Raw genomic sequence first — 23,516 nt, 5'->3', positions numbered from 1 at the left:
TAGGAATGCGATTAAATGGATAGTGATAATATAAGGAGTATCATCATATTAGCAGCCCTTGTTTTGTTGTCTGCTTACTTTTCTTCTTCAGAAACTGCTTTTACCTCAGCTAATCGGATAAGGCTTAGAAACGAAGCTGAAAAAGGTGATAAACGCTCTCTAAAGACGCTCAAGTTAGCGGAAAATTTTGACTCTGTCCTATCAACTATACTGATCGGAAACAATATTGTTAATATCGCCATGTCTGCCATGGCCACATTGCTTTTTGTTAACTGGTTTCCAGTATATGGTCCAACGATTGCCACAGTAGTCATGACGATCATCATCCTTATTTTTGGAGAAATCACACCTAAATCAGTTGCCAAAGCTAAGAGTGAAACGTTTGCAAAGTCGTCGACTCCCTATATCTATTTTCTGATGAATGTATTTAAACCTGTTTTATGGATACTTAAAAAATGGAAACTCATGCTCGATAAAGTGTTTCATTTAGATCAAATAGAGATAATAAGTGAAGATGAACTGCTTTCAATCGTAGATGAAGCTGAAAGCGGTGGCAGTATTGAGGATCATGAAAGTCAGCTGGTTAAATCAGCTATAGAATTTGATGACATGGAGGTATCCACGATACTCACTCCTCGTGTGGATGTTGTAAGTTTCGAACTTGACTCCACAGATCAGGAGATCGAAGAATTGTTTATGAAACATAATTATTCACGCCTGATAGTATATGATGAGTCTATAGACAACGTCTTGGGTGTTCTGCACGAAAAAGACTTCAATAGATATTTAAGATCAAAGCAAAGTGAAAACAGCGCCAAATACTTACTTTCCGTTGTAAAAGACGTTATTTTTGTTCCTCCGGTGATGAATCTGTCGAGACTGCTTAGATATATGCAGCAGAGCAAAACTCATATGGCGATCGTAACAGATGAACATGGCGGGACAATTGGTATCGCAACAATGGAAGACGTACTGGAAGAACTGGTTGGAGAAATATGGGATGAGTCGGACATTATTGATGAAGAAATCGTTGAATTGAAAGCGGGAAAACGATATAAAATCAAAGGAACAGCCAGCTTGGAAAAAATATTTGAGCTGTTCGGAATACCTGGACATGAGAAGTATATATCAAACTCAGTCAGTGGCTTTGTTATTGAAGAGTTAGGTCAATTCCCACAAGTCGGTGATTCTTTTAAATATTATAATATGAAAGTGTCAGTGACTGCCTTAAGAAACAGGCGCGTGCTGGAAGTTCAAATTGATTACTTGCCTTCTGATGTCGATGAAGAATAATAACAAGAAGTAGAATGGATGATTTTTGAAATGTCTTTTTTGACAAATGGATCTTTAGAGACAGTGGATGTAGCTAAACAACTTTTAGGGTGTCTGTTGGTCAATGAAATTAAGGGAGCAGTCACGTCAGGTTATATAGTTGAAACTGAAGCCTATTTGGGTGTTGAAGATCAAGCCTGCCACAGTTACAATTATAAACGCACCCCCAGAATGGAAGCCATGTATGAACCGGCAGGAACCATATATATTTATAAAATGCATACCCATCATTTATTGAATGTGGTCACTAAAGAAGAAGGTAACCCCCAGGCGGTTCTTATTAGAGCAGTAGAACCGCTGGAAGGATCAAGTGTTATGGCAGAAAGACGGGGCAAACGGGGGACAGAACTTACTAACGGTCCTGGAAAACTCACAAAAGCAATGGGAATAACTATGGAAGAACATGGAACGTCTATTCTAGAACCTGCCCTTCGTATCGATGCAAGTGAGAAAAGAGTCCCTCTGATAATCGAAGAATCAGAACGTATCGGCATACCGAATAAAGGCATATGGACACACACACCACTACGTTTCACTGTAAAAGGAAATCCTTATGTGTCAAGGAGAAAAGGAACGTCTCGAGTGGATAACGGCTGGGATGCTGTGTTACACTGAAAGGGGAATTATAATGTCCAATGATTTATCAGAATATATTGATGATCAATTAAAGACGATGTTACCTAATTTTAAATGGAAGATCATCAAAGACAGTAAAAAAAATTTAGTTGAGCTATATTTGACTTTTTATGTCGAAACAGACGAATCGATCCAAGTGCAGGATATGCTTGGTAAGAACAATCAACCCGGACTTGTCCAGTTTGAAGATGTCATTTGCTTTTATGATCCCGCGTTGAGCCATGTCAAGCCTCAAAACTATTTAGCGTCATTTTCAATGGATAGTTACACTGGAATCGATAAAGGCTATGTTGATGCTATTCTTAGAAAGTTGAATTACACAACTAAAAAAGGTGAAGTGGATTTGAATGAATTTCTAGAGGATGATTTCGCTGATTCATTTGTTCTGACATGGGAAAATAAAAATCTTCAAAACATGATCGATACGATGAAAAAAACAGGACGGTACAGCGAAGAAAAGCTGTTATTTGATCCTGAAGATGAACGGTCGTTTTTTGAGAAGCTGAAAAAGGATGAGAAGGATGACGGAGTGGAAAGAATTTAGTGTTGCAGTAAATAATGAGGCCAAAGAAGCTGTATCCTCTATCCTAATGGAACTCGGTTCATCTGGCGTGTCCATCAGTGATCGTCATGATTTTCTGCAGTTACCAGAATATTGTGAGGATACGTTATGGGATCTGGACGAAAAAGATTTTCCGGAAGACGGAGTGATTATTAAAGGCTACTTTACTGAATATGATGAGCTGGATAGAATTGAAAAAGATCTCACTCATCAAATAAAAGAGTTAAATAATTATGGCATTGCAATCGATCACTTGTCTATTACAATTAATGATGTTAAAGTAGAAGAGTGGTCCAGTGCCTGGAAAAAACATTATCATCCAGTAAATGTCACGCGGTTTTTAACTATTGTTCCACAGTGGGAAACCTATGAGAAAAGTTTTAGTGATGAGCGGGTAGCTTATCTGGATCCCGGACTCGCTTTTGGGACCGGCACACATCCAACGACTCAATTATGCCTGCAGGCACTGGAAACCTGCGTTTTTCCTGAAGCAAAACTCTTTGACGTAGGGACAGGGTCTGGGATATTGTCTATCGCTGCCCATCTGTTTGGTGCAAAAGAAGTGCATGCGTATGACCTGGATGAAGTTGCAGTGAAATCCGCCAGAGATAATATCAAATTGAATAAGCTTGAAGAAATCATTCAAGTCAGAGCCAATGACCTGCTCAAAGGTATCAATGCAAAAGCAGATATTATCGCAGCAAATATTTTGACAGAAGTTATTCTGCCTTTTATTCCTGACGCGTATGAACGTCTAGAGGATAATGGGTACTTTATTGCTTCTGGTATTATTATGGATAAAAAAGATAAAGTTATTGAATCTTTACTTGAGCATGATTTTGAAATATTGCAGATCAATCAGATGAAAGATTGGGTAGCTATTATCTCCAAAAAAATAAAAAAGGAAGAGTGAAAAAAATGGAAAATATAGAAAATATTGAAAGATATATCGACCACACCTTATTGAAACCTGAGTCAACAGACATGGATGTTCAGAAGGTTTGTCTGGATGCCAAAAAATACAACTTCAAATCTGTTTGTATCAATCCTGGCTGGGTTAAATATACAGCGGATTTATTAAAAGATTCAAATGTTGAAACATGTACGGTCATCGGTTTCCCGTTAGGAGCCAACACTTCTAAAGTCAAAGCCTTTGAAGCTGAACAGGCCGTCAAAGAAGGCGCCACAGAAGTCGATATGGTCATTAATATCGGTGCACTGAAAAGTGAAGATTATGGCCTGGTTTATGATGATATCAAAGCAGTTGTCAGTGCTGTAGATAATAAAGCATTAGTAAAAGTAATCATTGAAACAAGTCTTTTAAATGAACATGAAAAAGTAAGAGCCTGCGAAGCTGCTAAAAGAGCCGGAGCTGACTTTGTTAAAACTTCGACTGGTTTTTCAACAGGCGGGGCAACAATCGAGGATGTAAAATTAATGCGCAAAACAGTTGGTGAAGAGATGGGTGTCAAAGCTTCTGGTGGCGTCCGATCTATTGAAGATGCTAAAGCAATGATTGAAGCAGGAGCCACACGCATCGGCACGTCAAATGGCGTTGCGATTGTTGAAGGCAATGAAGCTACAGGAGACTATTAAATAGATTTTAAACGCACTGTCTTGAAGTGAAGAAGCAAAAGTTTTATAATAAAGTAACCAGCACTCCAAAGGGTGCTGGTTTTCTTGTAAAAAAGATACAGTAAACGTGACAAGCCCAAAGAATGAAGGTGATACCTATGCCACAAAATAAAGATTATACGCCTCAGGAAGTCATTGCTCTATGCCTGACTTATATGACAAGTGAACATGTCAGTTTTGTGAAAAAGGCATATGACATGGCGAATGAAGCTCATGAAGGTCAAATGAGAAAATCAGGAGAAGAATATATCATGCATCCAGTACAGGTTGCAGGTATTCTTGCTGAACTTAAAATGGATCCTGTTACTGTTGCGACGGGGTTTTTACATGATGTCGTTGAAGATACAGAGTATACGTATAGTGATTTAGCTGAGATATTTACTCCAGAAGTTGCAGATCTTGTCGATGGTGTAACAAAATTAGGTAAGATCAAGTTCAAGTCCAAACAGGAACATCAAGCAGAAAACCATAGAAAAATGCTTTTAGCTATGGCGCAGGATGTTCGTGTCATCCTTGTAAAACTGGCAGATAGAGTGCATAACATGCGCACGCTTAAACATCATCGTCCTGAAAAACAACGTGAAATAGCGAAAGAAACCTTGGATATTTATGCGCCTTTAGCAGATCGTCTGGGGATCAATCGCATAAAGTGGGAACTGGAAGATACATCGCTGAGATATTTGAATCCTCAGCAGTATTACCGCATTGTCCATCTTATGAACGCTAGGCGTGAAGACAGAGAACGTTACATTGATGACGCTAAAACTGCAATCAATCAATCGGTAAAAGAGCTGGATATCGAAGCTCAAATTACCGGCAGACCCAAACATATTTACTCGATCTATAAAAAGATGAAAAGTCAGAAAAAACAGTTTAATGAGATTTATGATTTACTGGCTATCCGTATCATCGTAGACTCGATAAAAGATTGTTATGCAGTGCTGGGTGCCATTCATACCCGGTGGAAACCGATGCCAGGCCGTTTCAAAGATTATATTGCGATGCCAAAATCAAATATGTATCAGTCTCTCCATACAACTGTTCTAGGACCTAATGCCACGCCACTGGAAGTACAGATCAGAACGATGAAAATGCATGAAATCGCTGAGTATGGCGTTGCTGCACATTGGGCCTATAAAGAAGGAATCACCCAAAAAATCGATAATGATGAATTGAGTGAACACATCTCCTGGTTTCGGGATATATTGGAACTTCAAAGTGAATCGCGTGATGCCAGTGATTTCATGGATTCAATCAAACAGGATATTTTCAAAGATAAAGTCTATGTATTCAGTCCCAAAGGAGATGTGATGGAACTGCCAAGCGGTTCCAGTACGCTGGATTTTGCCTACCATGTTCATACTGAGGTAGGAAACAAGTCTATGGGAGCCAAAGTGAACGGAAAAATCGTGCCGCTGAATTATAAATTAAAGACGGGCGATATTGTGGAAATGCTGACATCAGCTAATTCTTTTGGGCCAAGTAGAGACTGGTTGAATTATGTTAATACGTCAAAAGCCAGAAATAAAATCAAGCGTTTTTTCAAGACGCAGGAAAAAGAACAGAATATCGAGCGTGGGAAAGAAATACTTGAAAAATTACTGCTTGAAATGGAATTCAGTCCAAAAGATATCTTGAAAAAAGATAAATTGAAAAAAACAGCTGAACGGTTTAATTTTCAGACCATAGATGATTTGTATGCCGGTATTGGATATGGTGAAGTGAAAAGCGTAACCGTCGCTAATCGGCTCACAGAAAAAGAACGGCGGGAACGTGAAAAAGAGACATATGAACTGGATGAGAAATCAAGTAATATTGAGTTGAAAAACAAAACTGAACCTGAACGAATGAAGATACGGCATGAGGGCGGTGTCGTGATTCAGGGTGCTGATAATCTACTGGTTCGTTTGAGTAAATGCTGTAATCCTGTCCCAGGAGATGAAATCGTTGGATACATCACACGAGGACGCGGGGTATCGATCCATAGAAAAGATTGTCCCAACCTGTATTCTTCTAATGAAACCCAGGAACGACTGATCGATGTTGAATGGGAATCGACCGAGTCCAATGCAAACAAGGATTATAATGCAGAAGTACAAGTGGAAGGATTTGACCGTAGTGGGTTCTTAAATGAGATCCTTCAAGTTATTAATTCTCAGACGAACAAATTGAGTAATATCAATGGTCGTGTCGACAAGAATGGGACGGCAATTATAAAATTTACAATTGCTATACAGAACCTTAAAGAGCTTGAACAGATCGTTGATAAAGTTAAATCTGTTCCTGATGTCTATTCTGTCAAACGGATAACAACATAAATTTCCAAGTTAATTAGGAGGACAAGTTGTGAGAGCAGTGATCCAGCGGGCGAAAAATGCAAAAGTCAGAGTCGACAAAAAGGTTGTCGGAGAGATCTCTGGTGGTCTGGTTGTTTTTGTTGGAATAGAAGATGATGACACAGAAGATGATGTGGCTTATCTTGTTAAAAAAATAAGTAAGCTGCGTATTTTTGAAGATGATGAAAATAAAATGAATTTGTCTGTACAGGATATAGGTGGTGAGATTCTATCTATCTCCCAGTTTACCTTACATGCGGATACAAGGAAAGGTAATCGGCCGAGTTTTACTGGGGCCGCCAAACCTGACTACGCTAGAAATATATATCAGGAATTCAATAAGCGTTTGACTTCCAAAGGTATTAATGTAGAGACTGGACAATTTGGAGAACATATGGAAATTGACTTCATTAACGACGGGCCTGTGACTATCCTGATCGATTCTAAAAATAAATAGAGGTTTTTAAAATAACGCAATCTTTAATTAAAAAGAACTAAAATAAGAGACCGGATCTAAAAGTCCGGTCTCTAATTTATGTGCTGAAAAATTTTGAAGTTAGTTATCGTTGTGAAAAATAGTGATCCAGAGCATTGTATATAGAGTCAGCAACACGCGATTGATAGGCTTTTGTATTAACGATTTCTATATCGTGATCATTATTTAAATAGCCTAATTCCAAGAGTACGGATGGTTGTCCGTTTTGCCGCAGCACTTGATAATTACCATGTCTGACCCCATTATTATTGAGGCTGATATCTTTTTTCAGTTGCTGATTGATGATGTTTGCTAATGGTTTCTCACTCTCTGAATAATAATAAGTCGTCGTCCCGGACATCGTGTTCGCTTCTTTTACAGAGTCGTAGTGGAGACTGATAAACGCATCGGCTTTATTTTTATGAGCGTAATAAACACGATCGTCAAGCGATATATATTTGTCTGTACCGCGGGTAAGTATAACGTTGGCACCGGCTTGTTCCAATCGGTCGGCAAGCATGAGTGATGTGTTCAATGTGACTTCCTTTTCGGTTATTTCATTGGAAGAAACAGCACCGGGATCACGACCGCCATGCCCGGGATCAACTATGATTGTCGCTTCCGCTAAGGAAGTGGCATAATGAGACGTTAGAGTATCAGGTAAACTATCCTTTGCATCGGATGTCGTGTCCGGCACTATTTCTGATACCCAGCTGGCTACAAAACCGCGAGAACCGTCACTTAGTTCAATTTCGTACCAATCATTCTTTTCAGATAAAACATAAAATTTTTCAGGACTCTTAACCGTCATGAGAATGTTTGAATCAGTGGATGGCGCTTTTCTAATATTTGTAGGGGTGTCGCCTATTTTGATTTCCAGCTTTGTGGATACACTTTCTGTTTCAGCTTTTTGTTCTGACAGTTCGGTAACAGCAATCAGATTTGAATGAATCCAGGCTACCCTGTGATCGAAAAGGATCTGCACCCAGTTTCCTTCCCTATACAAAATAGGGAATTCTTCGCCTTGCTTTACTTTACCAAGGATTTCTGAATCTGTGGTGGCAAACTGTCTTACGTTCACTTCCGCCGATGTGATCCGGCCGTATAGTTCATTGTCTAAAGAAACTTCTTCATTTTGAACTAACCAGCTGGCCACCCATCCCACCTGGTCAGAATCCAGCTTCACTTTGTACCATTCATTTTCTTCATCCAAAACTTGCAGAACATCTTTTTCATGAACTTGAGTCAATATTTCATGTGACAGACCAGGACCATATCTGACATTTAAAGTGGAAGTCGTGACGGTTACTTTGTTACTATTGGCAAATGCCACGATCGAGCTGAATAAAAGTATAAAAAAAGCAGTAATAAGGAGTATAAATAAAGAGCGGTAATTTTTATTATGTATATCAATCTTTTCCATAACGCAGCCTCCTTTTTGCATTGTATGTCCATTATACCGATAGTAACGGTTTCATAGCAATAGTTAAGAAGAAATTCACTTGAATTTCGATGATTTTTATTTAAAAGGTATCGAAGAACTGGAAAGATATTGTCTAAAAGTGGTGGCAAAGTGTATTGACTTCATGCTTTTCTTTTAGTAAGCTTAAAGTACAATCAATATAATTATCCATTAAAGATGAAGTAATTTATGGCTGACTATCAAAGAGAGAACCTTCCGGGCTGAAAAAGGTTTATATCAGCATGAATGAAAGACGATCTAATTAGGAATGATAAGGAAACTTATCACGTGTGAACGTTATATCTCAGAGAGAAAGTGTACACTTTCTGAATAAAGGTGGTACCACGTAGTAAATGCGTCCTTTTTCTATTTTTGACATAGAGAAGGGCTTTTTTTTATGGAAACTACAGTTTAAACAATTGACACGGGAGGCTTTTTTCAGTGAAATATAAAAAATTAAAAGGGACAGTTGATATTCTGCCTGAAGAATCAGCGAAATGGCAGGCTATTGAGGAACAAGCACGATATATTCTGCACAATTATCAGTTCAGTGAAATACGTTCACCTTTATTTGAACAGTTTGACTTATATGCTAGAGGTGTAGGGGAAACGAGTGACATTGTTTCCAAAGAAATGTATGATTTCACAGATAAAGGAAATCGTCACCTTGCTTTAAGGCCAGAAGGCACTGCAGGGATCGTTCGTGCGTTTGTGGAAAACAAATTGTATGCACCTGAATATCACAAACCGATGAAACTTTACTATATGGGGGCCATGTTCCGATATGAACGTCCTCAAAGCGGGCGCCAGCGACAGTTCAATCAGTTGGGTGTTGAAGTGTTTGGAAGTAAAAATCCCGCTGTAGACGTTGAAACGATGGCACTAGCAATGGATATATTCAAATCTTTCAATATCAAGGATCTGAAACTGGTCATCAATTCACTGGGGGACTCGGCTTCAAGGGTCAAATACAGAGAAGCTTTAATAAGTTATCTTGAACCGCACTTTGAAGAGTTAAGCAAAGATTCCAAGGAAAGATTATATAAAAATCCTTTACGCGTTTTAGACAGCAAGAATGAAAAAGATAAAGCCATCGTAAAAGATGCACCGTCTATACTGGATTTTTTGGATGATGAATCAAAAAACCATTTTGAAACAGTGAAATATATGCTTGAAATGTTATCGATACCTTATGAAATCGACAAAAATATGGTCAGAGGACTGGACTATTATAATGATACGATCTTCGAAATAATGACGACTCATAAAAAATTTGGATCCAACGCAACGATCTGTGCAGGGGGTCGTTATGATAGCCTGGTCGAGGAAGTGGGGGGACCTTCTACTCCAGCTTTTGGATTTGGTGTCGGACTGGAACGGTTGATCCTGCTACTTGATCTTATGGGTTACACCTATTCGAACAAACTAGCTCTTGATGCTTATGTCGTTACTATTGGAGAGCAAGTCAATGCGGCAGCAACAAAACTGACGCAATATCTCCGTCAGAATCATTTATCCGTTGAACGCGAATTTATGAATAGAAAACCAGGGAAACAGTTTAAAACAGCTGATAAGTGGAATGCAAGATACGTCTTCACAATGGGTGAAGAAGAACTGGTTCAAAATAAAGTGATGATCAAAAATCTAAAGAATGGACTGCAGCAGGATATCTCCTTGAATGACTTATATAACGATTTTGAAAAGACATTCAGCGAATTGGAAATAAAATTAGAAAGTAAGGATGAATAGCATGGAACGAACAGCATATTGTGGACAGATCACCAGTAAATACAAAGATGAAACAGTCAAGGTCGCAGGATGGGTACAAAAACGTCGCGATCTAGGAGGTATGATCTTTGTAGATTTAAGAGATCGCGAAGGATTGGTACAAGTTGTCTTTAATACTGATCAAAATAAAGAAGCTTTAGAAACAGCTGAAAAAATCCGATCAGAATTTATTATTGCAGTGGAAGGAAAAGTTGTCTTAAGAGAAGATGGGCAGATAAATACAAACTTGAATACTGGTGAAATTGAGATTCTAGCTGAGAAAGTAGACATTTTAAGCGAAGCTAAAACGCCGGCGTTTGAAATAGCAGATGCTGCGGAAGTGTCTGATGATTTGAGATTAAAGTACCGTTATCTTGATTTAAGAAGACCGAAAATGCAGGATAATATGAAGCTCCGCCATCAGGTCAAAAAAGTATTTAGAGATTTTTTAGATGATGAAGGCTTTTTGGACATAGAAACGCCTTATTTAACAAAGTCCACTCCTGAAGGTGCCAGAGACTACCTTGTTCCTTCTCGTGTCAATCAGGGTAAATTCTTTGCATTGCCTCAATCACCTCAACTTTTCAAGCAACTGCTGATGAGTTCAGGATATGATCGTTACTATCAAATCGTTCGTTGTTTTAGAGATGAAGACCTAAGAGGAGACCGTCAACCCGAGTTTACTCAAGTGGATATAGAAACCAGCTTCATGAAAAAAGAAGATATTCAGAGTATGATAGAAAAATTACTTGTCCTACTGGTTAAAGAAGTAAAAGGCATTACTTTGAAAGCGCCTTTCAAACGTTTGACTTACAGAGAAGCCATGGAACGTTTTGGTAGTGATAAACCAGATTTAAGATTTGATATGGAATTGGTCGATTTAAATGAAATAGCCAAAAATTCCACTTTCAAAGTATTTTCCTCTGCTGTAAAAAATGGTGGCATGGTCAAAGGACTGACAGTCAAAGGAGCAGCCAAAAAGTTTTCCCGTAAAAATATCGATGCTTTAGAAACTATTGCTAAAATTTACGGGGCCAAAGGGCTTGCGTGGATGAAAATGACTGAAGAAGGTTTGACAGGCTCGATCGCCAAGTTTTTTAATGATGAAGAAATAAGTCGTGCATTAATAGAAAAAATGGATGCAGATGCCGGAGACTTATTATTGTTTGTAGCGGACAATAAAAGTGTCGTCTATGATGCCTTAGGTGCCTTAAGACTTCATTTAGGTAAAGAATTGAACCTGATCGATGAATCAGAGCTCAAGTTTGCCTGGATTGTTGAGTGGCCACTACTTGAATATGATGAAGAAGAAGAACGCTACAATGCCGCCCATCATCCTTTCACAAAACCTGTTGAGGCAGATATAGAAAAGCTGGCTGCTGAACCTGAGAATGTAATGGCAGATGCTTATGACATTGTTTTAAATGGTTATGAAATTGGTGGCGGGTCCATTCGTATTCACAAAAGAGAACTGCAGGAAGAGATGCTTTCTGCGCTGGGCTTTTCCAAAGAAGAGGCGTATAATCAATTCGGATTCTTATTGGATGCTATGGATTATGGGTTCCCTCCACACGGCGGCATTGCTTTTGGATTGGATCGCCTGGTCATGATTCTTGCGGGTGAAAACAACATACGTGAAGTCATTGCCTTTCCTAAAAATGGTAAAGCAGTGGATCCATTAACTGATGCCCCATCATTTGTATCAAGTGAACAGCTGGCAGAACTTGGATTACGTCTAAAAATTGATGAAGAACAAACGGGAGGAGAATAATGGTTCTGCTTGGTTCTCATGTGTCTATGAAGGGAAAAAAGATGCTTTTGGGCGCAGCTGAGGATGCTGTTGCTTATGGTGCTAATACTTTCATGATTTATACAGGTGCACCTCAAAACACCCGTAGAAAAGATAAAGAAGATATGAATATCGAAGCGGGACAGACCTACATGAAAAAAAACAATATCGATGTCTCTGATATTGTTGTTCATGCCCCTTATATCATCAACCTTGGAAATACAATAAAAAAACAGAACTACGGTTTTGCTGTTCAGTTCATGAGAGAAGAAATCAGGCGTGCGGAAGCACTTGGTGTCACACAAATGACGATGCATCCCGGAGCTCATGTCGGTGCTGGCAGTGAACGAGCGATCGAGCAGATCGCAAAAGGATTGAATGAAATAATTCATGAAGAACAGACCCTGCAGATCGCTTTAGAGACGATGGCAGGGAAAGGGACTGAAATCGGACGTTCATTTGAAGAGCTGGCAATGATCATTGATAAAATAGAGTTGAAAGATAAAGTTTCTATTACTCTGGATACCTGCCATGCGCATGATGCCGGGTATGATATCAAAAATGATTTTGATGGTGTCTTAAAAGATTTTGACCAAGTAATTGGGCTGGATAAGTTGAAAGTCATTCATGTCAATGACTCAAAAAATAAACGAGGCGCAGGTAAAGATAGACATGCTAATATAGGGTTTGGTGAGATTGGATTCGAAGCCTTGAATTATGTCGTTCATCATGAGAAGCTAGCCCGTCTTCCTAAAATACTTGAAACACCTTTCGTAGGAGAAGACAAGAAAAACAAAAGACCGCCGTACAAACATGAAATAAAGATGCTGAAAGCCAAGACATTCAACCCTGATTTGCTTTTAGATATTTTAAATAGTTAAGATAAAAAGGAAATCTGTTCTGATACAGGTTTCTTTTTGTTATAATTGATGTAAATATATTTTGAAAGGGGAAAGGTAATGGCTGATCGTTTTGATTTCAAAGGTACCAAAGCTAAGTCACCTTATTTTGAAGGATGGTACGTTAAAGCATCAGATCCAAAAAAAGAGTTTACTCTAGCACTAATTCCGGGAGTAGCTTTATTTGATGCAGAGGAATGTTTTGTACAATACAATTTAGTATATAAAGGGAAGACCTTAAGCGGCAAAATCACTTTTCCTATAGAAGAATTTACCGTTGTCAAGGATCCGTATTCTATATTGATGCCCTCATTCGTATTGAGTAAGAACAGTGTCAAAGCTCATCTTAAAGATGATAAAATAGATTTAATGCTGGATTTAAGCTTTGGAGAGTTTCTTCCATTGGATAAAAGTCTCTATTCTCCGAGCATTATGGGTCCATTTGAATATCTAAAAATGCCTTGTGCTCATGATGTCATAAGCATGCGTCACAAAGTTTCAGGAACTATCGTGCTGAATGGGGAAAGCATTACTATAGCAAGCGGCATGGGGTATCTTGAAAAAGATCGCGGATCAACATTCCCAAATAAATATGTCTGGGGCCAATCCAATATTTTTAAAGAGAAAGAACAGTGTTCTGTATTTTTGTCAGTGGCCGAAATCGACTTGAGTATTATTAATTTCATGGGAACGATTGCCGTTTTTCACGATGGAGAAAAAGAACACCGATTTGCTACATATTTAGGAGCTAATGCTGAAGTTAAAGTAGCTGCTGATCAGCAGAGTTATGTAGTGAAAATCAAAGATGCCAAAAAGTCTTTGACCGCAGAAGTCAGTTTAAAAAATGGTGATAAGCTTATCGCGCCAATGAAAAATAATATGGATTATGCGATCAAAGAAACGGTAAAAGCGACTATTTCTCTGGTATTTGAACAAAAAAACAAAGAACCATTGCATTTAAATTCTGAAGATGGTGCGGCTGAATGTGTTAATTGGAATAAAGATGCTTAACCCAAAAATGACGTTGTTGAGGAAATCCCAAGCAACGTCATTTGTTTTAAATATAAGTTCAATCACTTTTTATGTATAAAGTACTGGATTATTTAAACAGTGAAACGGAAAGTCAAACTTTTTCATTAACAGGGATATCTTTGAGGTACTTTGTAGGTGTTTTTCCTGTTATTTTTTTAAACACTTTTGTAAAGTAAGAATGGCTGTTAAAGCCTGCCAGATTAGCTACTTCACTCAGTTGATGTTCACCAAGATGGAAATAATATTTTGCCAGATAAATACGCTGCTGATTGACATACCCGATAAAAGTACTACCTGTTTCCTGCTTGAATTTTCGTGCCAAATGAACAGGGTGCATACCATAGATTGAAGCAATATTAGTCAAAGTCAGTTCGCTGGTCAGATGATCAGTAATGTATGTAACGATTTCTTTCATAATTGAGGAGTAATCTGAAGTAGAAAAATGGACAACAGAATGACAATACTCTCTGAAAATTTCAAAATAAATATGATCGATCAGATAGTCAATAGAATAGGTATCCTTTATAATCATTGAAAAACGCTCGAATATTAAATGAAGGTATAAAGGGAGGACGCCACCGTTTTTAGCTGCAATACGGGAATAAGTATTAACAGTTTTCAAATGGTTCTTAAAAGCTTCAAGACGGTCACTCTCATTATCTTTGTCTATATACTTGAATACGCGCTCTATATCTATCAACTGCAGTATTTCTTCCAGTTTTTCCTGTTTGCCAGCACTGATTGCTTCCACTAGCTGATCCTGCATAAGATATCGATAATCCATTGAATCAATAGTCAACTGTTCCAATTTACTCAATCGTTCTTCTTTTAATCGTTCTTTATCCTTATTATTAGACATTTGCATAGTCCTTCCCGACAACCTGAATTCTATAATAGCTATTATGTTAAATATACCATAAAGTGTAATATAAAAAACACTTTATTTAGAAAACAAAGTATTTGAAACTTTATTTTATAACACTTTTATGAAGTATTCAACAAACAATGTATAATAGTTTATACATTCATATGAATTTTATAAATTATTGTCAAATTTCAAAAAAATATGGTAGCTATAATCTTCATATCAATGTTTATGAGATAGAGTAAGAGCATTATCTTTTACTTAAAGAACAGCTAGTGATACCATTATAAGTAGAAGATTGAACAAAATATGACAATATACAGGAAGGTGAAGATATGGACCGCCATATTTTAGGGACATTTCAAAATGAGGAGGCGGCAGTCTCCCAGGTAGAAAAATTGATTGAAGAAGAAGGATATACTTCAAGCGAATTGATGCTTGTAATGGAAAAAAATGGAGAAAATGACAAAAAAATCGAATCTATAAAAAATGTTAAAGTAAATAAGGTAGAAGTCGAAGAAGAAACGATCTGGGATAAAGTGAAAGAAGCTTTTTCATTTGGCACCTATGACAGTGAAAAGGATAATGACACACTTATAGAATATGGGGTACCGCATAATCGTCTAGATCAGTACACCGAGGCTTTAAAAGCAGGAGAAATCGTTCTGCTTGCTGATACGGATGCACCTAAGCAAAGTGAATTATCAGAAGTGAATGAGGAAGTGCTGGAAAACGATGGTATAAATCCTGAAAATGAAAAATTACTCACTGATAAAAGCGCAGAAGAGACTAAAGCACTTGATCACACACATGTGAGCAATACTGAAACAACAGAGAGCAAACATTTAGATGACTCAGTAACTCCCACCCAGGCTAATGATATGCGAAAAGAAAATTACAGTGATAACAATAAACGAACATTGGATGTGTCAAAAGAACATACTGATCTTGAAAAACCTGAATTGACTGGAGAAGAAGCAACAGTCGAAAGAGAAGAATCAGAACATGCTTACAAAAATAAAGCTCAAGGAGTAGTAAAACCTAAATCAGAAAATCCGTTAAATACTGAAAACCAAGATAAAAAATGATACTTTAATAAGGTTATATTTTGAAATCGGACTCTTCAATAAAAAAATGAGTATAAAAGGAGGAGAAGTAATGATTGACAAAGATAAAAAAGAAAGACCCACACGTATACACAAAAAAGATTCGGCATTCGATCCCTCTTACGATGACGTCGCTGCACCAGATACAAAGTCAGCTTTAGGTTATATCGATCATGAATATCAGAGAAATGAATTGGATGAATCTAAAGTAGTCCGGAAACCAAAAGAACAAACGCCTGGAAATGAAGTGGAAGCTTCACTTAATCCAGATGATGAAAACGATGAAGATGAAGTAAATAAAAAATGATTTAAGAGTGCCTGAAACTTTTTTGGGCACTTTTTTGTGTCCTGACCATTAAAACGTCATAAAATAAATGATATACTGAAGTATAATCCGACTAGGGGTGTCAATAAATGAGTAGAAAAAAAGAATCGGAAAATGGGTATAAATCGCTCCCGAACTTGATAGAATTAGGATCCAGCAGAAAAGAAGAGATACAGGATCAAAAAAAGTCCTCTGCTGCTGAAGATACAGAAAAAACAGAAACGTTAGATAAGAAAAGAAGAAGATCAGAATTTGTCATAACCAGGGTGCAGGCTCAAAAAGCAAAAAACCGCTTCAATATATATGTTAACGATGTCTACTCTTTTGCTGTTGATGATTCGATGCTTGTGAAGTATCGCTTGATCAAAGGAAAAGAACTAGATAAAGACATGATAGAAGAACTGAAAGAAAAAGAGGAAATGAGCAAAGCTTATCAAGCTGCACTTCATTATCTCAATTTCAAAATGCGGACTGAAAAAGAGATCCGAGAATATTTGATCAAAAAAGAATATACTGCTATCGAACCTGTTATAGAACGTTTGAAAGAACATAGACTGATCAATGATAGAGAATATGCGAAAAGCTATGTAAGAACTACCTGGCAGCTTAAAGCAGAAGGACCAAAAAAAATAGAGCGTTCGCTTTATGAAAAAGGCCTGACAGCAAGTGAAATTGCTTACGGATTAGAAGAGTATGCAGTTGAAAATCAGTTGGAGAATGCAGAGAAATTAATAGAGAAAACCTTTAAAAAACAAAGAAATAAATCCAATAGGGAAATCGAACAGAAAATCAGGCAGCAATTAATAGTTAAAGGTTTTGAGAGAGAGATCATTACCCAAGTAATGGAGGAAATCTCACTTGAGCAGACCGAAGAAGATGAATACGATGCATTAGTCAAACAAGGAGAGAAAGCTTACAGACGTTATGCGCGAAAACATGATAACTACAATACGCGACACAAGACCAAGACATTTCTATATCAGAAAGGTTACCCATTAGATTTAATCGAAGAATTTTTATCAGAAAAAGAGGAAAAGTCGTGAAACAAAAGAATGTACTGCAAAAGAATAATATCACCATGTGGTCTGAAGAGAAAATCGACCGTTTTAGACAAACATTACTGAATTGGTATGATGAAAGCAAAAGAGACCTTCCCTGGCGGGAAACAACTAACCCTTATTATATTTGGGTTTCTGAGATAATGCTACAGCAAACACAGGTCGATACAGTGATCCCTTATTACAACCGGTTCATAAAAACATTACCTAAGATCTCAGATTTAGCCGAAGCACCGGAAGAAACCCTCCTCAAACTCTGGGAAGGATTAGGGTATTATTCACGTGTAAGAAATATGAAAGTGGCAGCCATACAGATACAGAAAGATTTTGAGGGTAAATTTCCAGAGAATCATAAAGATGTTTTGACATTGAAAGGAATCGGGCCGTATACAGCTGGAGCTGTAACCAGTATTGCTTTCAATCAGACACAGCCTGCGGTCGATGGGAATGTCATGCGTGTATTGAGCCGGTTATTTGAAATCGACCTTGATATCAGTAAAGTTTCTACGAGAAAAGTATTTGAAGAAATCATACGCCATCTGATCGATCCAGAAAGACCAGGAGATTTCAATCAGGCTTTAATGGATCTTGGCGCAACAATTTGTACGCCAAAAAACTATTTTCCTGAAACAAGTCCTGTAAAAGAGTTCAATGCTTCTTATCTTAATGAGACCTGGGAAAAATACCCAGTAAAAAAGAAAAAAACTAAAGTAACAGAAAAAACTTTTTACACCTTGATGATAAAGAATGAAAAAGATGAATACTTGTATGAAAAAAGACCCAGTAAAGGTGTACTGGCAGGTATGTTTACTCCAATTATGATCAATCAAGAGACATTTAAAGAACAAGGCTGGAAATTATTTAATGAGGAAGATGATTATAATAGTATTGTAAGAGAACTCGAACAGTATATCGCAGAGGTTTATAAACTGAAGATCAAGATGAACAGTCAGCCTAAAGGTATCCTAAAGCATGTCTTTTCTCATATTAAATGGGAAATGATCGTTTTTGAAGCGTTAGCCCTCGAAGACAATGCTCGCTTTGAAAATCTGAAGTGGATCCATATGAGTCAGTTCGATAAAGAAATGTTCCCTGTCCCAACACAAAAAGTAAATAACCTGGTGGAGACATTAACTCTTTTTTAGCAAAACCCACCCTAATATAGCTATTCATTATAATATTGCCTTCTGTTTATGATATAATAACTCATGAGATTGCAGAAAAGTAATATACTGTAAAACCACTAGAAAGTTGGTAAAAAGATGACATTTCCAAAAGAAGGGGAATTCATCACAATCAAAAGTTATAAACATGACGGAAGCCTGCACCGCACATGGCGGGATACAATGGTCCTGAAGACAACTGAAAATGCACTGATCGGTTGCAATGACCACACCTTAGTCATAGAATCAGACGGTAGAAGATGGAAAACACGTGAACCGGCATTGGTTTATTTCCACAAGCATTACTGGTTCAATATCGTAACTATGATACGTCAAAAAGGCACATCTTATTACTGTAATATGGCCTCACCTTTTTTAATAGATGAAGAAGGTGCTAAGTATATAGATTATGATTTAGATGTAAAAGTCTTTCCAGATGGTGAAAAACGGCTGCTAGATGTCGATGAATATGAAGAACATGGTAAAAAATGGGATTATCCCGATGAGATCGATCTCATTTTGAAAGAACACATCAAAATCCTCGTTGACTGGATCAATGAGGAGAAAGGCCCCTTTACAGAGGGATATGTTGATTTATGGTACAACCGGTATAAACAGTTAACAGGAAAAAAATGATTGTGATGTGAACAGTAGCTGGACTTAACTGTCTGCTGCTGTTTTCCTTGTGCAGAATTATAGAAATAAAAAAGAAAGGATCTAATATTATGAAAAAAAGTGTTATGATGATACCTTTACTAATCATTGCAGTATCGGGAACGATAACATTCGGACGACGCTACTCTGCTGCAAAAAGTGAAAACTTACGTGAAAACCAGGTAAGTTTATCTGAATCTAATAAAGAAGAACCAGCGGATGCCCTTGATATTAATGATGAAGTAAAAAAAAGTGAAGCCACGCTGGAAGATTATGAATCGAAACGAGATAAGCTGACAACGTATGAATACTTAGACTATAAATCTCTGAAAAATGGACAGGTAAAGCTTGCTTACTACGGTGATATCCGCACTGATGAACGTTGGCTGAAAAAAATCACAGAAGAGATGAAAGAATCAGTCAGCGGCAAGTTTGAGTGGACTGACCAAAGTCAACCTGACTCAAATTCGTACGACTTATACATAGAACAGACAGCAGAGAAAGTGATTGACGAATCCCCTGACCTTGTAATATATGGATTGCCTGCCTTGCCGGACAAGCTTAGAGATATAGGACTCACAGAAACAGAAGAGTATATGAGTAAAGTGATGCAGCGGCTTTTGACGATGAAGGAAACAAAAGTATTACTTCTCGAACCGTACCCGATGCCTCAGGAGATCGGTCAGGTGAATTCACGTTCTCTGGATTATAGAAGCTATTTGAAACGTATGAAAGAAGTGGCTGAAGATTTCGACTTGACTATCGTTCCTTTACACGATGCGGTAGAAGACGAGGAATCCTATGGTGATAACTATAATGAAGCTGGTAGATTAAACGATTTGGGAAATCAAGAGGTATTTAAGATACTGAATACTGTATTCAGTGAAGAAATATAACAAAATAGAAATAAAAACAAGATGCCTTATATTTACTGGCATCTTGTTTTTTAGTGCAAAGAACGAATATCAGAATGATTTTCCGGATGATTCGTTTTAAAACTGCTGATCAGTTTATTTAAGTGCTGGAGCTGTTCTTCATATTCTAAAACAGATGACATCAAATGAATTACCGCATTACTCTGTCCATAATCATTTTCAAGATAAGACTCTAAACTGGCTTCATTGAAAAAAGAGTGCATGAACTTTTTCCTAAGATCTGATTTATATGCGATGAAGTTAACATCTTTAGGCAGGACACGACCATTCCATTTCAGAATGATCTGTTCATGAGCCGACATCAATGTTTCCAATCTTTCTCTCAGAAGAATGCGTAAGTCCTCAGGGAAATGATTGTAAACATTCTCGGATTCATGCAGTGTTCGAACAAGAAAGTAAGCAGCTTCAGTTGTTCGAATGAACTGGCGATAAACAACGAGCGTACGTTTGAATGAATGATCTCGTTTCCTGACAAAAGGCTGCCATTCGCTGTCTTTTAAAAAACTGAGCAGGCGTTTCATTTCTTTTATAGACTGTTCGATAGATTTTAAATCTGTACGCATCAGAGAATGCTGGCTGTTTTTTCTTAAATTTACGCGTATGAATCGTGTAAGGTCATCGGTCACCTGATTGGTTGTATGAAAAAGTTTCTCTTCATAATTAGGTGGTAGAACGAGCTGGTTGATAATAAATGCGACAACGACTCCGGCAAATGTAGCCAGAACGCGATAGACTGCATTTGAAAGCACATCGCCGTCAGTCGAAAGCATTATTATGATTAGAGTCATTGCCGATAAACCGATAACGTTATTCAACTTTAATTGATGTAAGAGGGAAATAAGAATAGCAGTGGATAAACTAACGACAATAAAAGATGAGCCAAATCCTAAGGTCATTATGACTGCAACAATACCTCCGATTGTATTTGCCACCAGCCTGTTCTTGAAAGTAGAAAACGATCTTTTAACTGAAGGCTGCATAGAGGCCACAACAGAAATACCTGCAAGCGAAAGAGAATCATCCATACCAAATAAAGATGCGATCGCTAAGGCACAAAAGACGGCAAAACTTGTTTTGAAGGTTCTAGCTCCTATTTTCATAAGTATAAGTCACAACTTTCTTCATTCATTCTTATACCATGTATTATACTACAAATCACTTGTATTTAATAAATTAATGATCAATATATAATGATCAAAAATAAAAAGATAAGTAGTGATGATTATGTTCGCATTCTTGCAAACAATATGTTTAAAAGGTATTATTTGGATAGACAAGCAAAGAAGGATTGATAAAAATGAGTTATTTAGTAGAACAATCCATAGAAAGATTAAAATATAACAATATACGCATTACACCACAGCGTCATGCGATCTTAGAATATTTGATCGATATGGACACCCATCCGACAGCTGATGAGATTTATAAGGCACTGGAAAAAGACTTCCCCAAAATGAGTGTCGCAACTGTTTATAATAACTTACGTTTATTCACTCAAATGAACTTAGTGAAGGAAATGAATTTTGGGGATCATTCGAGTCGTTTTGATTTTGCATCGAATGAACATTATCATGCCATTTGTACGCAATGCGGCAAAATAGAAGATATCTATTACCCGGGACTGGATGATCTAGAAGAAGTCACCAGCAGTTTAACCGGTTACGATGTCCAGTCACATCGGCTTGAAATATTTGGACTATGTCCTGACTGTCAGGTAAACAACAGGCAATAACTGATAACAAAGGGGCATGATTATGCCTGAAGTATTTTTAAATACTAACAATATACTGATATGAGCTTTTGGATGAGGGGATAATTCAGGATTCAAAAGCTTTTGCGGGTTTAGAATGAACGCATCTTTTCATAGTACACTTGGAACATGTGGCAAATCTGACTGCATGCATAGATCGATATTTACGGATCAAAGAAGGATTTTAAATGTTATGGTGGACGTATGCTGTTATCAAAGAAAATACAGTGATTTAAAGAGTACGAAAGGTTTTATGTCCATTTGTACAGGAAAGTTTTTTGTGCAGTTTAAATTCGAATGAGTTGTTAATATTTTTTTCCCGAAGATAACTGTAGTACAATAGAGATGGACGAACGAGTAGGAGGGGAACACTCAATGAAAGATGTGATGATTATTGCAAATCCTTCATCGGGTAAAAAAAAGGCAGAAGAGTATGCTGAAACTACGAAACAGACTTTTTCAGAGAATAATCGGAAAGTTGATATAAAAGTAACTGAAAGTATAAAAGACATTCCTCGATTTGCTTTGCAGGCGAGTGAAGAAGCATATGATATACTGATAATAATTGGTGGCGATGGAACGGTTTCTGAGGCTGTCAATGAGTTAAACAAACAGAAATATCGCCCAGTTATTGGTATAATTCCTGCAGGTACAGTGAATAATATTGCGAATGGATTGAGTATTCCGTCTGATCCTAAAAAAGTGATTGCGCAGGTAATGGACTACAAAGAAAAAAAAGCAGACGCGGGTAAAGTTAATGATCGAGTATTTTTAAGTTCTGTCTCAGCAGGACCAGTGCCAGAAACAGTCTGGGAAGTCAGTGAAGAGCAGAAAGAAAAATTTGGCCAGGCTGCTTACTTCATGGAAGGCATTAAATCGCTGAGAGATGAAAAATCATACGATATAGAATTAAATATTGATGAAAAGAAATTTGATATAGACTTGAACTTGATTCTGATCGGCATAAACAGTTCTATTGTAGGAATTCCCAACTTTTTTGATGGGGCTGAGGCTGACGATGGTCAACTTCATTTGTTTGGAATGAAACGCTCCACTATCGGACAAAAATTGACTGTACTGCAGGCCTTGCTTTTTAGTAACAAAGAATTTAATGAGACACAAGATATTGCTTTTACTGCTCCTTTCAAAAAAGCGGTATTGAAAATTAAAAATGAAAAAACATTCACAACAGTTGACGGTGATCAGGGACCAGCATTTCCTATTATTATAGAAGTCCTGCCTCAGCGATTTACTTTTCTTGTCCCGAAGGATGAATAAAAGTAAATAGGCTTATTCATCTCTAATTTTTCTTTATCAGTCACGTCTCAGTCATTAAGGTAGAAAAATGGAAGACGGGTTTATTTCAAGATGAAAATACATGATATATTACAAAAAATGTCATAAACTATTGACACAATTTTATTACCGTGTTACGATATAAGAGTTGTTAATAAGATAAATTTTCCGCAATAGCTCAGTTGGTAGAGCGCATGACTGTTAATCATGATGTCGCAGGTTCGAGCCCTGCTTGCGGAGTTTAAAATGGAGAATTGTCCGAGTGGCTTAAGGAGCACGCTTGGAAAGCGTGTATACGGTTTTCCGTATCGAGGGTTCGAATCCCTCATTCTCCTTTTTATTTTTTTGCTTTTATGGCCCCTTGGTCAAGCGGTTAAGACACCGCCCTTTCACGGCGGTAACACGGGTTCGAATCCCGTAGGGGTCATTTTTGGTAAAA

At 37.5% G+C, this 23,516-nt stretch carries 22 protein-coding genes, 3 tRNA genes and 1 other annotated feature; of the genes, 22 read left to right on the top strand and 3 right to left on the bottom strand.

Translation table 11 applies throughout. The annotated features are described in order from the left end of the window. Positions 1-15: 15 nt before the first annotated feature. The 7 genes from AKA01nite_RS02480 (at position 16) to dtd (ending at position 6,958) form a co-directional block, all read left to right on the top strand. Complete coding sequence (locus tag AKA01nite_RS02480; RefSeq protein ID WP_146923478.1) at positions 16-1,293, top strand: HlyC/CorC family transporter; 1,278 nt, start codon at positions 16-18, stop codon at positions 1,291-1,293. A gap of 18 nt (positions 1,294-1,311) precedes the next feature. After that, positions 1,312-1,947: a DNA-3-methyladenine glycosylase gene (locus AKA01nite_RS02475; RefSeq protein ID WP_246116968.1), complete on the top strand. Its 636-nt coding sequence runs from the start codon at positions 1,312-1,314 to the stop codon at positions 1,945-1,947. A gap of 13 nt (positions 1,948-1,960) precedes the next feature. After that, a complete protein-coding gene (locus tag AKA01nite_RS02470) occupies positions 1,961-2,512 on the top strand; it encodes a DUF3013 family protein (protein ID WP_186805062.1) in 552 nt (183 codons plus the stop codon). Continuing rightward, positions 2,490-3,443: a 50S ribosomal protein L11 methyltransferase gene (prmA, locus tag AKA01nite_RS02465; RefSeq protein ID WP_146923473.1), complete on the top strand. Its 954-nt coding sequence runs from the start codon at positions 2,490-2,492 to the stop codon at positions 3,441-3,443. Before AKA01nite_RS02470 ends, prmA begins: the two co-directional genes overlap by 23 nt. A gap of 5 nt (positions 3,444-3,448) precedes the next feature. Further along, a complete protein-coding gene (gene deoC, locus AKA01nite_RS02460; RefSeq protein ID WP_146923471.1) occupies positions 3,449-4,126 on the top strand; it encodes a deoxyribose-phosphate aldolase in 678 nt (225 codons plus the stop codon). Positions 4,127-4,263: 137 nt separating this feature from the next. Continuing rightward, the gene (locus tag AKA01nite_RS02455; protein ID WP_146923469.1) at positions 4,264-6,483 is read left to right on the top strand and encodes a RelA/SpoT family protein; all 2,220 of its coding nucleotides are present in this window, start codon (positions 4,264-4,266) and stop codon (positions 6,481-6,483) included. 28 nt (positions 6,484-6,511) lie between these two features. Then, positions 6,512-6,958 (top strand): D-aminoacyl-tRNA deacylase, encoded by a 447-nt coding sequence (dtd, locus tag AKA01nite_RS02450; RefSeq protein WP_146923467.1) that lies wholly within the window; start codon positions 6,512-6,514, stop codon positions 6,956-6,958. Between the two features lie 103 nt (positions 6,959-7,061). Here dtd and AKA01nite_RS02445 read toward each other — a convergent pair whose 3' ends face one another. Then, positions 7,062-8,399, bottom strand: coding sequence for an N-acetylmuramoyl-L-alanine amidase family protein (locus tag AKA01nite_RS02445; protein WP_186805061.1), 1,338 nt, complete (start codon positions 8,397-8,399; stop codon positions 7,062-7,064). 201 nt (positions 8,400-8,600) lie between these two features. Beyond that, positions 8,601-8,804 (top strand) — a binding site (T-box leader). A gap of 75 nt (positions 8,805-8,879) precedes the next feature. Between AKA01nite_RS02445 and hisS the strand changes: the two genes are divergently transcribed. The 4 genes from hisS (at position 8,880) to AKA01nite_RS02425 (ending at position 13,904) form a co-directional block, all read left to right on the top strand. After that, positions 8,880-10,187 carry a histidine--tRNA ligase gene (gene hisS / locus AKA01nite_RS02440; RefSeq protein ID WP_146923463.1) on the top strand — a complete coding sequence of 436 codons (1,308 nt, stop codon included), beginning with the start codon at positions 8,880-8,882 and terminating at the stop codon, positions 10,185-10,187. 1 nt (position 10,188) lies between these two features. Further along, on the top strand, positions 10,189-11,976 hold the full coding sequence (gene aspS / locus AKA01nite_RS02435; RefSeq protein ID WP_146923461.1) for an aspartate--tRNA ligase: 1,788 nt from the start codon (positions 10,189-10,191) through the stop codon (positions 11,974-11,976). Further along, entirely contained in the window at positions 11,976-12,875 is a 900-nt protein-coding gene (locus tag AKA01nite_RS02430) for a deoxyribonuclease IV (RefSeq protein ID WP_146923459.1), read from the top strand. The genes aspS and AKA01nite_RS02430 overlap by 1 nt, the downstream gene beginning before the upstream one ends. A 78-nt stretch (positions 12,876-12,953) precedes the next feature. Further along, positions 12,954-13,904 (top strand): tocopherol cyclase family protein, encoded by a 951-nt coding sequence (locus AKA01nite_RS02425; protein WP_146923457.1) that lies wholly within the window; start codon positions 12,954-12,956, stop codon positions 13,902-13,904. Positions 13,905-14,016: 112 nt separating this feature from the next. On the opposite strand, the gene AKA01nite_RS02420 is transcribed toward AKA01nite_RS02425, so the two are convergent. Next, positions 14,017-14,784, bottom strand: coding sequence for a helix-turn-helix transcriptional regulator (locus tag AKA01nite_RS02420; RefSeq protein ID WP_246116967.1), 768 nt, complete (start codon positions 14,782-14,784; stop codon positions 14,017-14,019). 341 nt (positions 14,785-15,125) lie between these two features. Between AKA01nite_RS02420 and AKA01nite_RS02415 the strand changes: the two genes are divergently transcribed. The 6 genes from AKA01nite_RS02415 (at position 15,126) to AKA01nite_RS02390 (ending at position 19,992) form a co-directional block, all read left to right on the top strand. After that, entirely contained in the window at positions 15,126-15,878 is a 753-nt protein-coding gene (locus tag AKA01nite_RS02415) for a general stress protein (RefSeq protein WP_146923453.1), read from the top strand. A 70-nt stretch (positions 15,879-15,948) separates the two neighbouring features. Next, complete coding sequence (locus tag AKA01nite_RS02410; protein ID WP_146923451.1) at positions 15,949-16,203, top strand: hypothetical protein; 255 nt, start codon at positions 15,949-15,951, stop codon at positions 16,201-16,203. Between the two features lie 107 nt (positions 16,204-16,310). Then, positions 16,311-17,264 carry a recombination regulator RecX gene (gene recX, locus AKA01nite_RS02405; protein WP_146923449.1) on the top strand — a complete coding sequence of 318 codons (954 nt, stop codon included), beginning with the start codon at positions 16,311-16,313 and terminating at the stop codon, positions 17,262-17,264. 35 nt (positions 17,265-17,299) lie between these two features. Next, on the top strand, positions 17,300-18,424 hold the full coding sequence (mutY, locus tag AKA01nite_RS02400) for an A/G-specific adenine glycosylase (RefSeq protein ID WP_146923640.1): 1,125 nt from the start codon (positions 17,300-17,302) through the stop codon (positions 18,422-18,424). A gap of 117 nt (positions 18,425-18,541) precedes the next feature. Further along, complete coding sequence (ntdP, locus tag AKA01nite_RS02395; protein WP_146923447.1) at positions 18,542-19,078, top strand: nucleoside tri-diphosphate phosphatase; 537 nt, start codon at positions 18,542-18,544, stop codon at positions 19,076-19,078. An 89-nt stretch (positions 19,079-19,167) separates the two neighbouring features. After that, positions 19,168-19,992 carry an SGNH/GDSL hydrolase family protein gene (locus AKA01nite_RS02390; RefSeq protein ID WP_146923445.1) on the top strand — a complete coding sequence of 275 codons (825 nt, stop codon included), beginning with the start codon at positions 19,168-19,170 and terminating at the stop codon, positions 19,990-19,992. A 50-nt stretch (positions 19,993-20,042) separates the two neighbouring features. Here AKA01nite_RS02390 and AKA01nite_RS02385 read toward each other — a convergent pair whose 3' ends face one another. Beyond that, positions 20,043-21,131: an FUSC family protein gene (locus AKA01nite_RS02385; RefSeq protein ID WP_146923443.1), complete on the bottom strand. Its 1,089-nt coding sequence runs from the start codon at positions 21,129-21,131 to the stop codon at positions 20,043-20,045. Between the two features lie 197 nt (positions 21,132-21,328). On the opposite strand from AKA01nite_RS02385, the gene AKA01nite_RS02380 reads away from it, so the two are divergent. The 5 genes from AKA01nite_RS02380 (at position 21,329) to AKA01nite_RS02360 (ending at position 23,504) form a co-directional block, all read left to right on the top strand. After that, positions 21,329-21,763, top strand: a complete 435-nt coding sequence (locus AKA01nite_RS02380) for a Fur family transcriptional regulator (RefSeq protein WP_146923441.1) — start codon at positions 21,329-21,331, stop codon at positions 21,761-21,763. Between the two features lie 393 nt (positions 21,764-22,156). After that, positions 22,157-23,059 (top strand): diacylglycerol/lipid kinase family protein, encoded by a 903-nt coding sequence (locus AKA01nite_RS02375; protein WP_186805060.1) that lies wholly within the window; start codon positions 22,157-22,159, stop codon positions 23,057-23,059. A 185-nt stretch (positions 23,060-23,244) separates the two neighbouring features. Further along, a tRNA-Asn gene (locus AKA01nite_RS02370) sits at positions 23,245-23,317 on the top strand. 8 nt (positions 23,318-23,325) lie between these two features. After that, positions 23,326-23,412 (top strand) — tRNA-Ser (locus tag AKA01nite_RS02365). A 20-nt stretch (positions 23,413-23,432) separates the two neighbouring features. Next, positions 23,433-23,504, top strand: a tRNA-Glu gene (locus tag AKA01nite_RS02360). The last annotated feature ends 12 nt before the right edge of the window (positions 23,505-23,516 follow it).

Source organism: Alkalibacterium kapii (assembly GCF_007988865.1).
Taxonomy (GTDB): Bacteria; Bacillota; Bacilli; order Lactobacillales; family Carnobacteriaceae_A; genus Alkalibacterium; species Alkalibacterium kapii.
The sequence above is the reverse complement of the archived record's forward strand: the minus strand, read 5'-3'. Positions and strand labels throughout refer to the sequence as shown.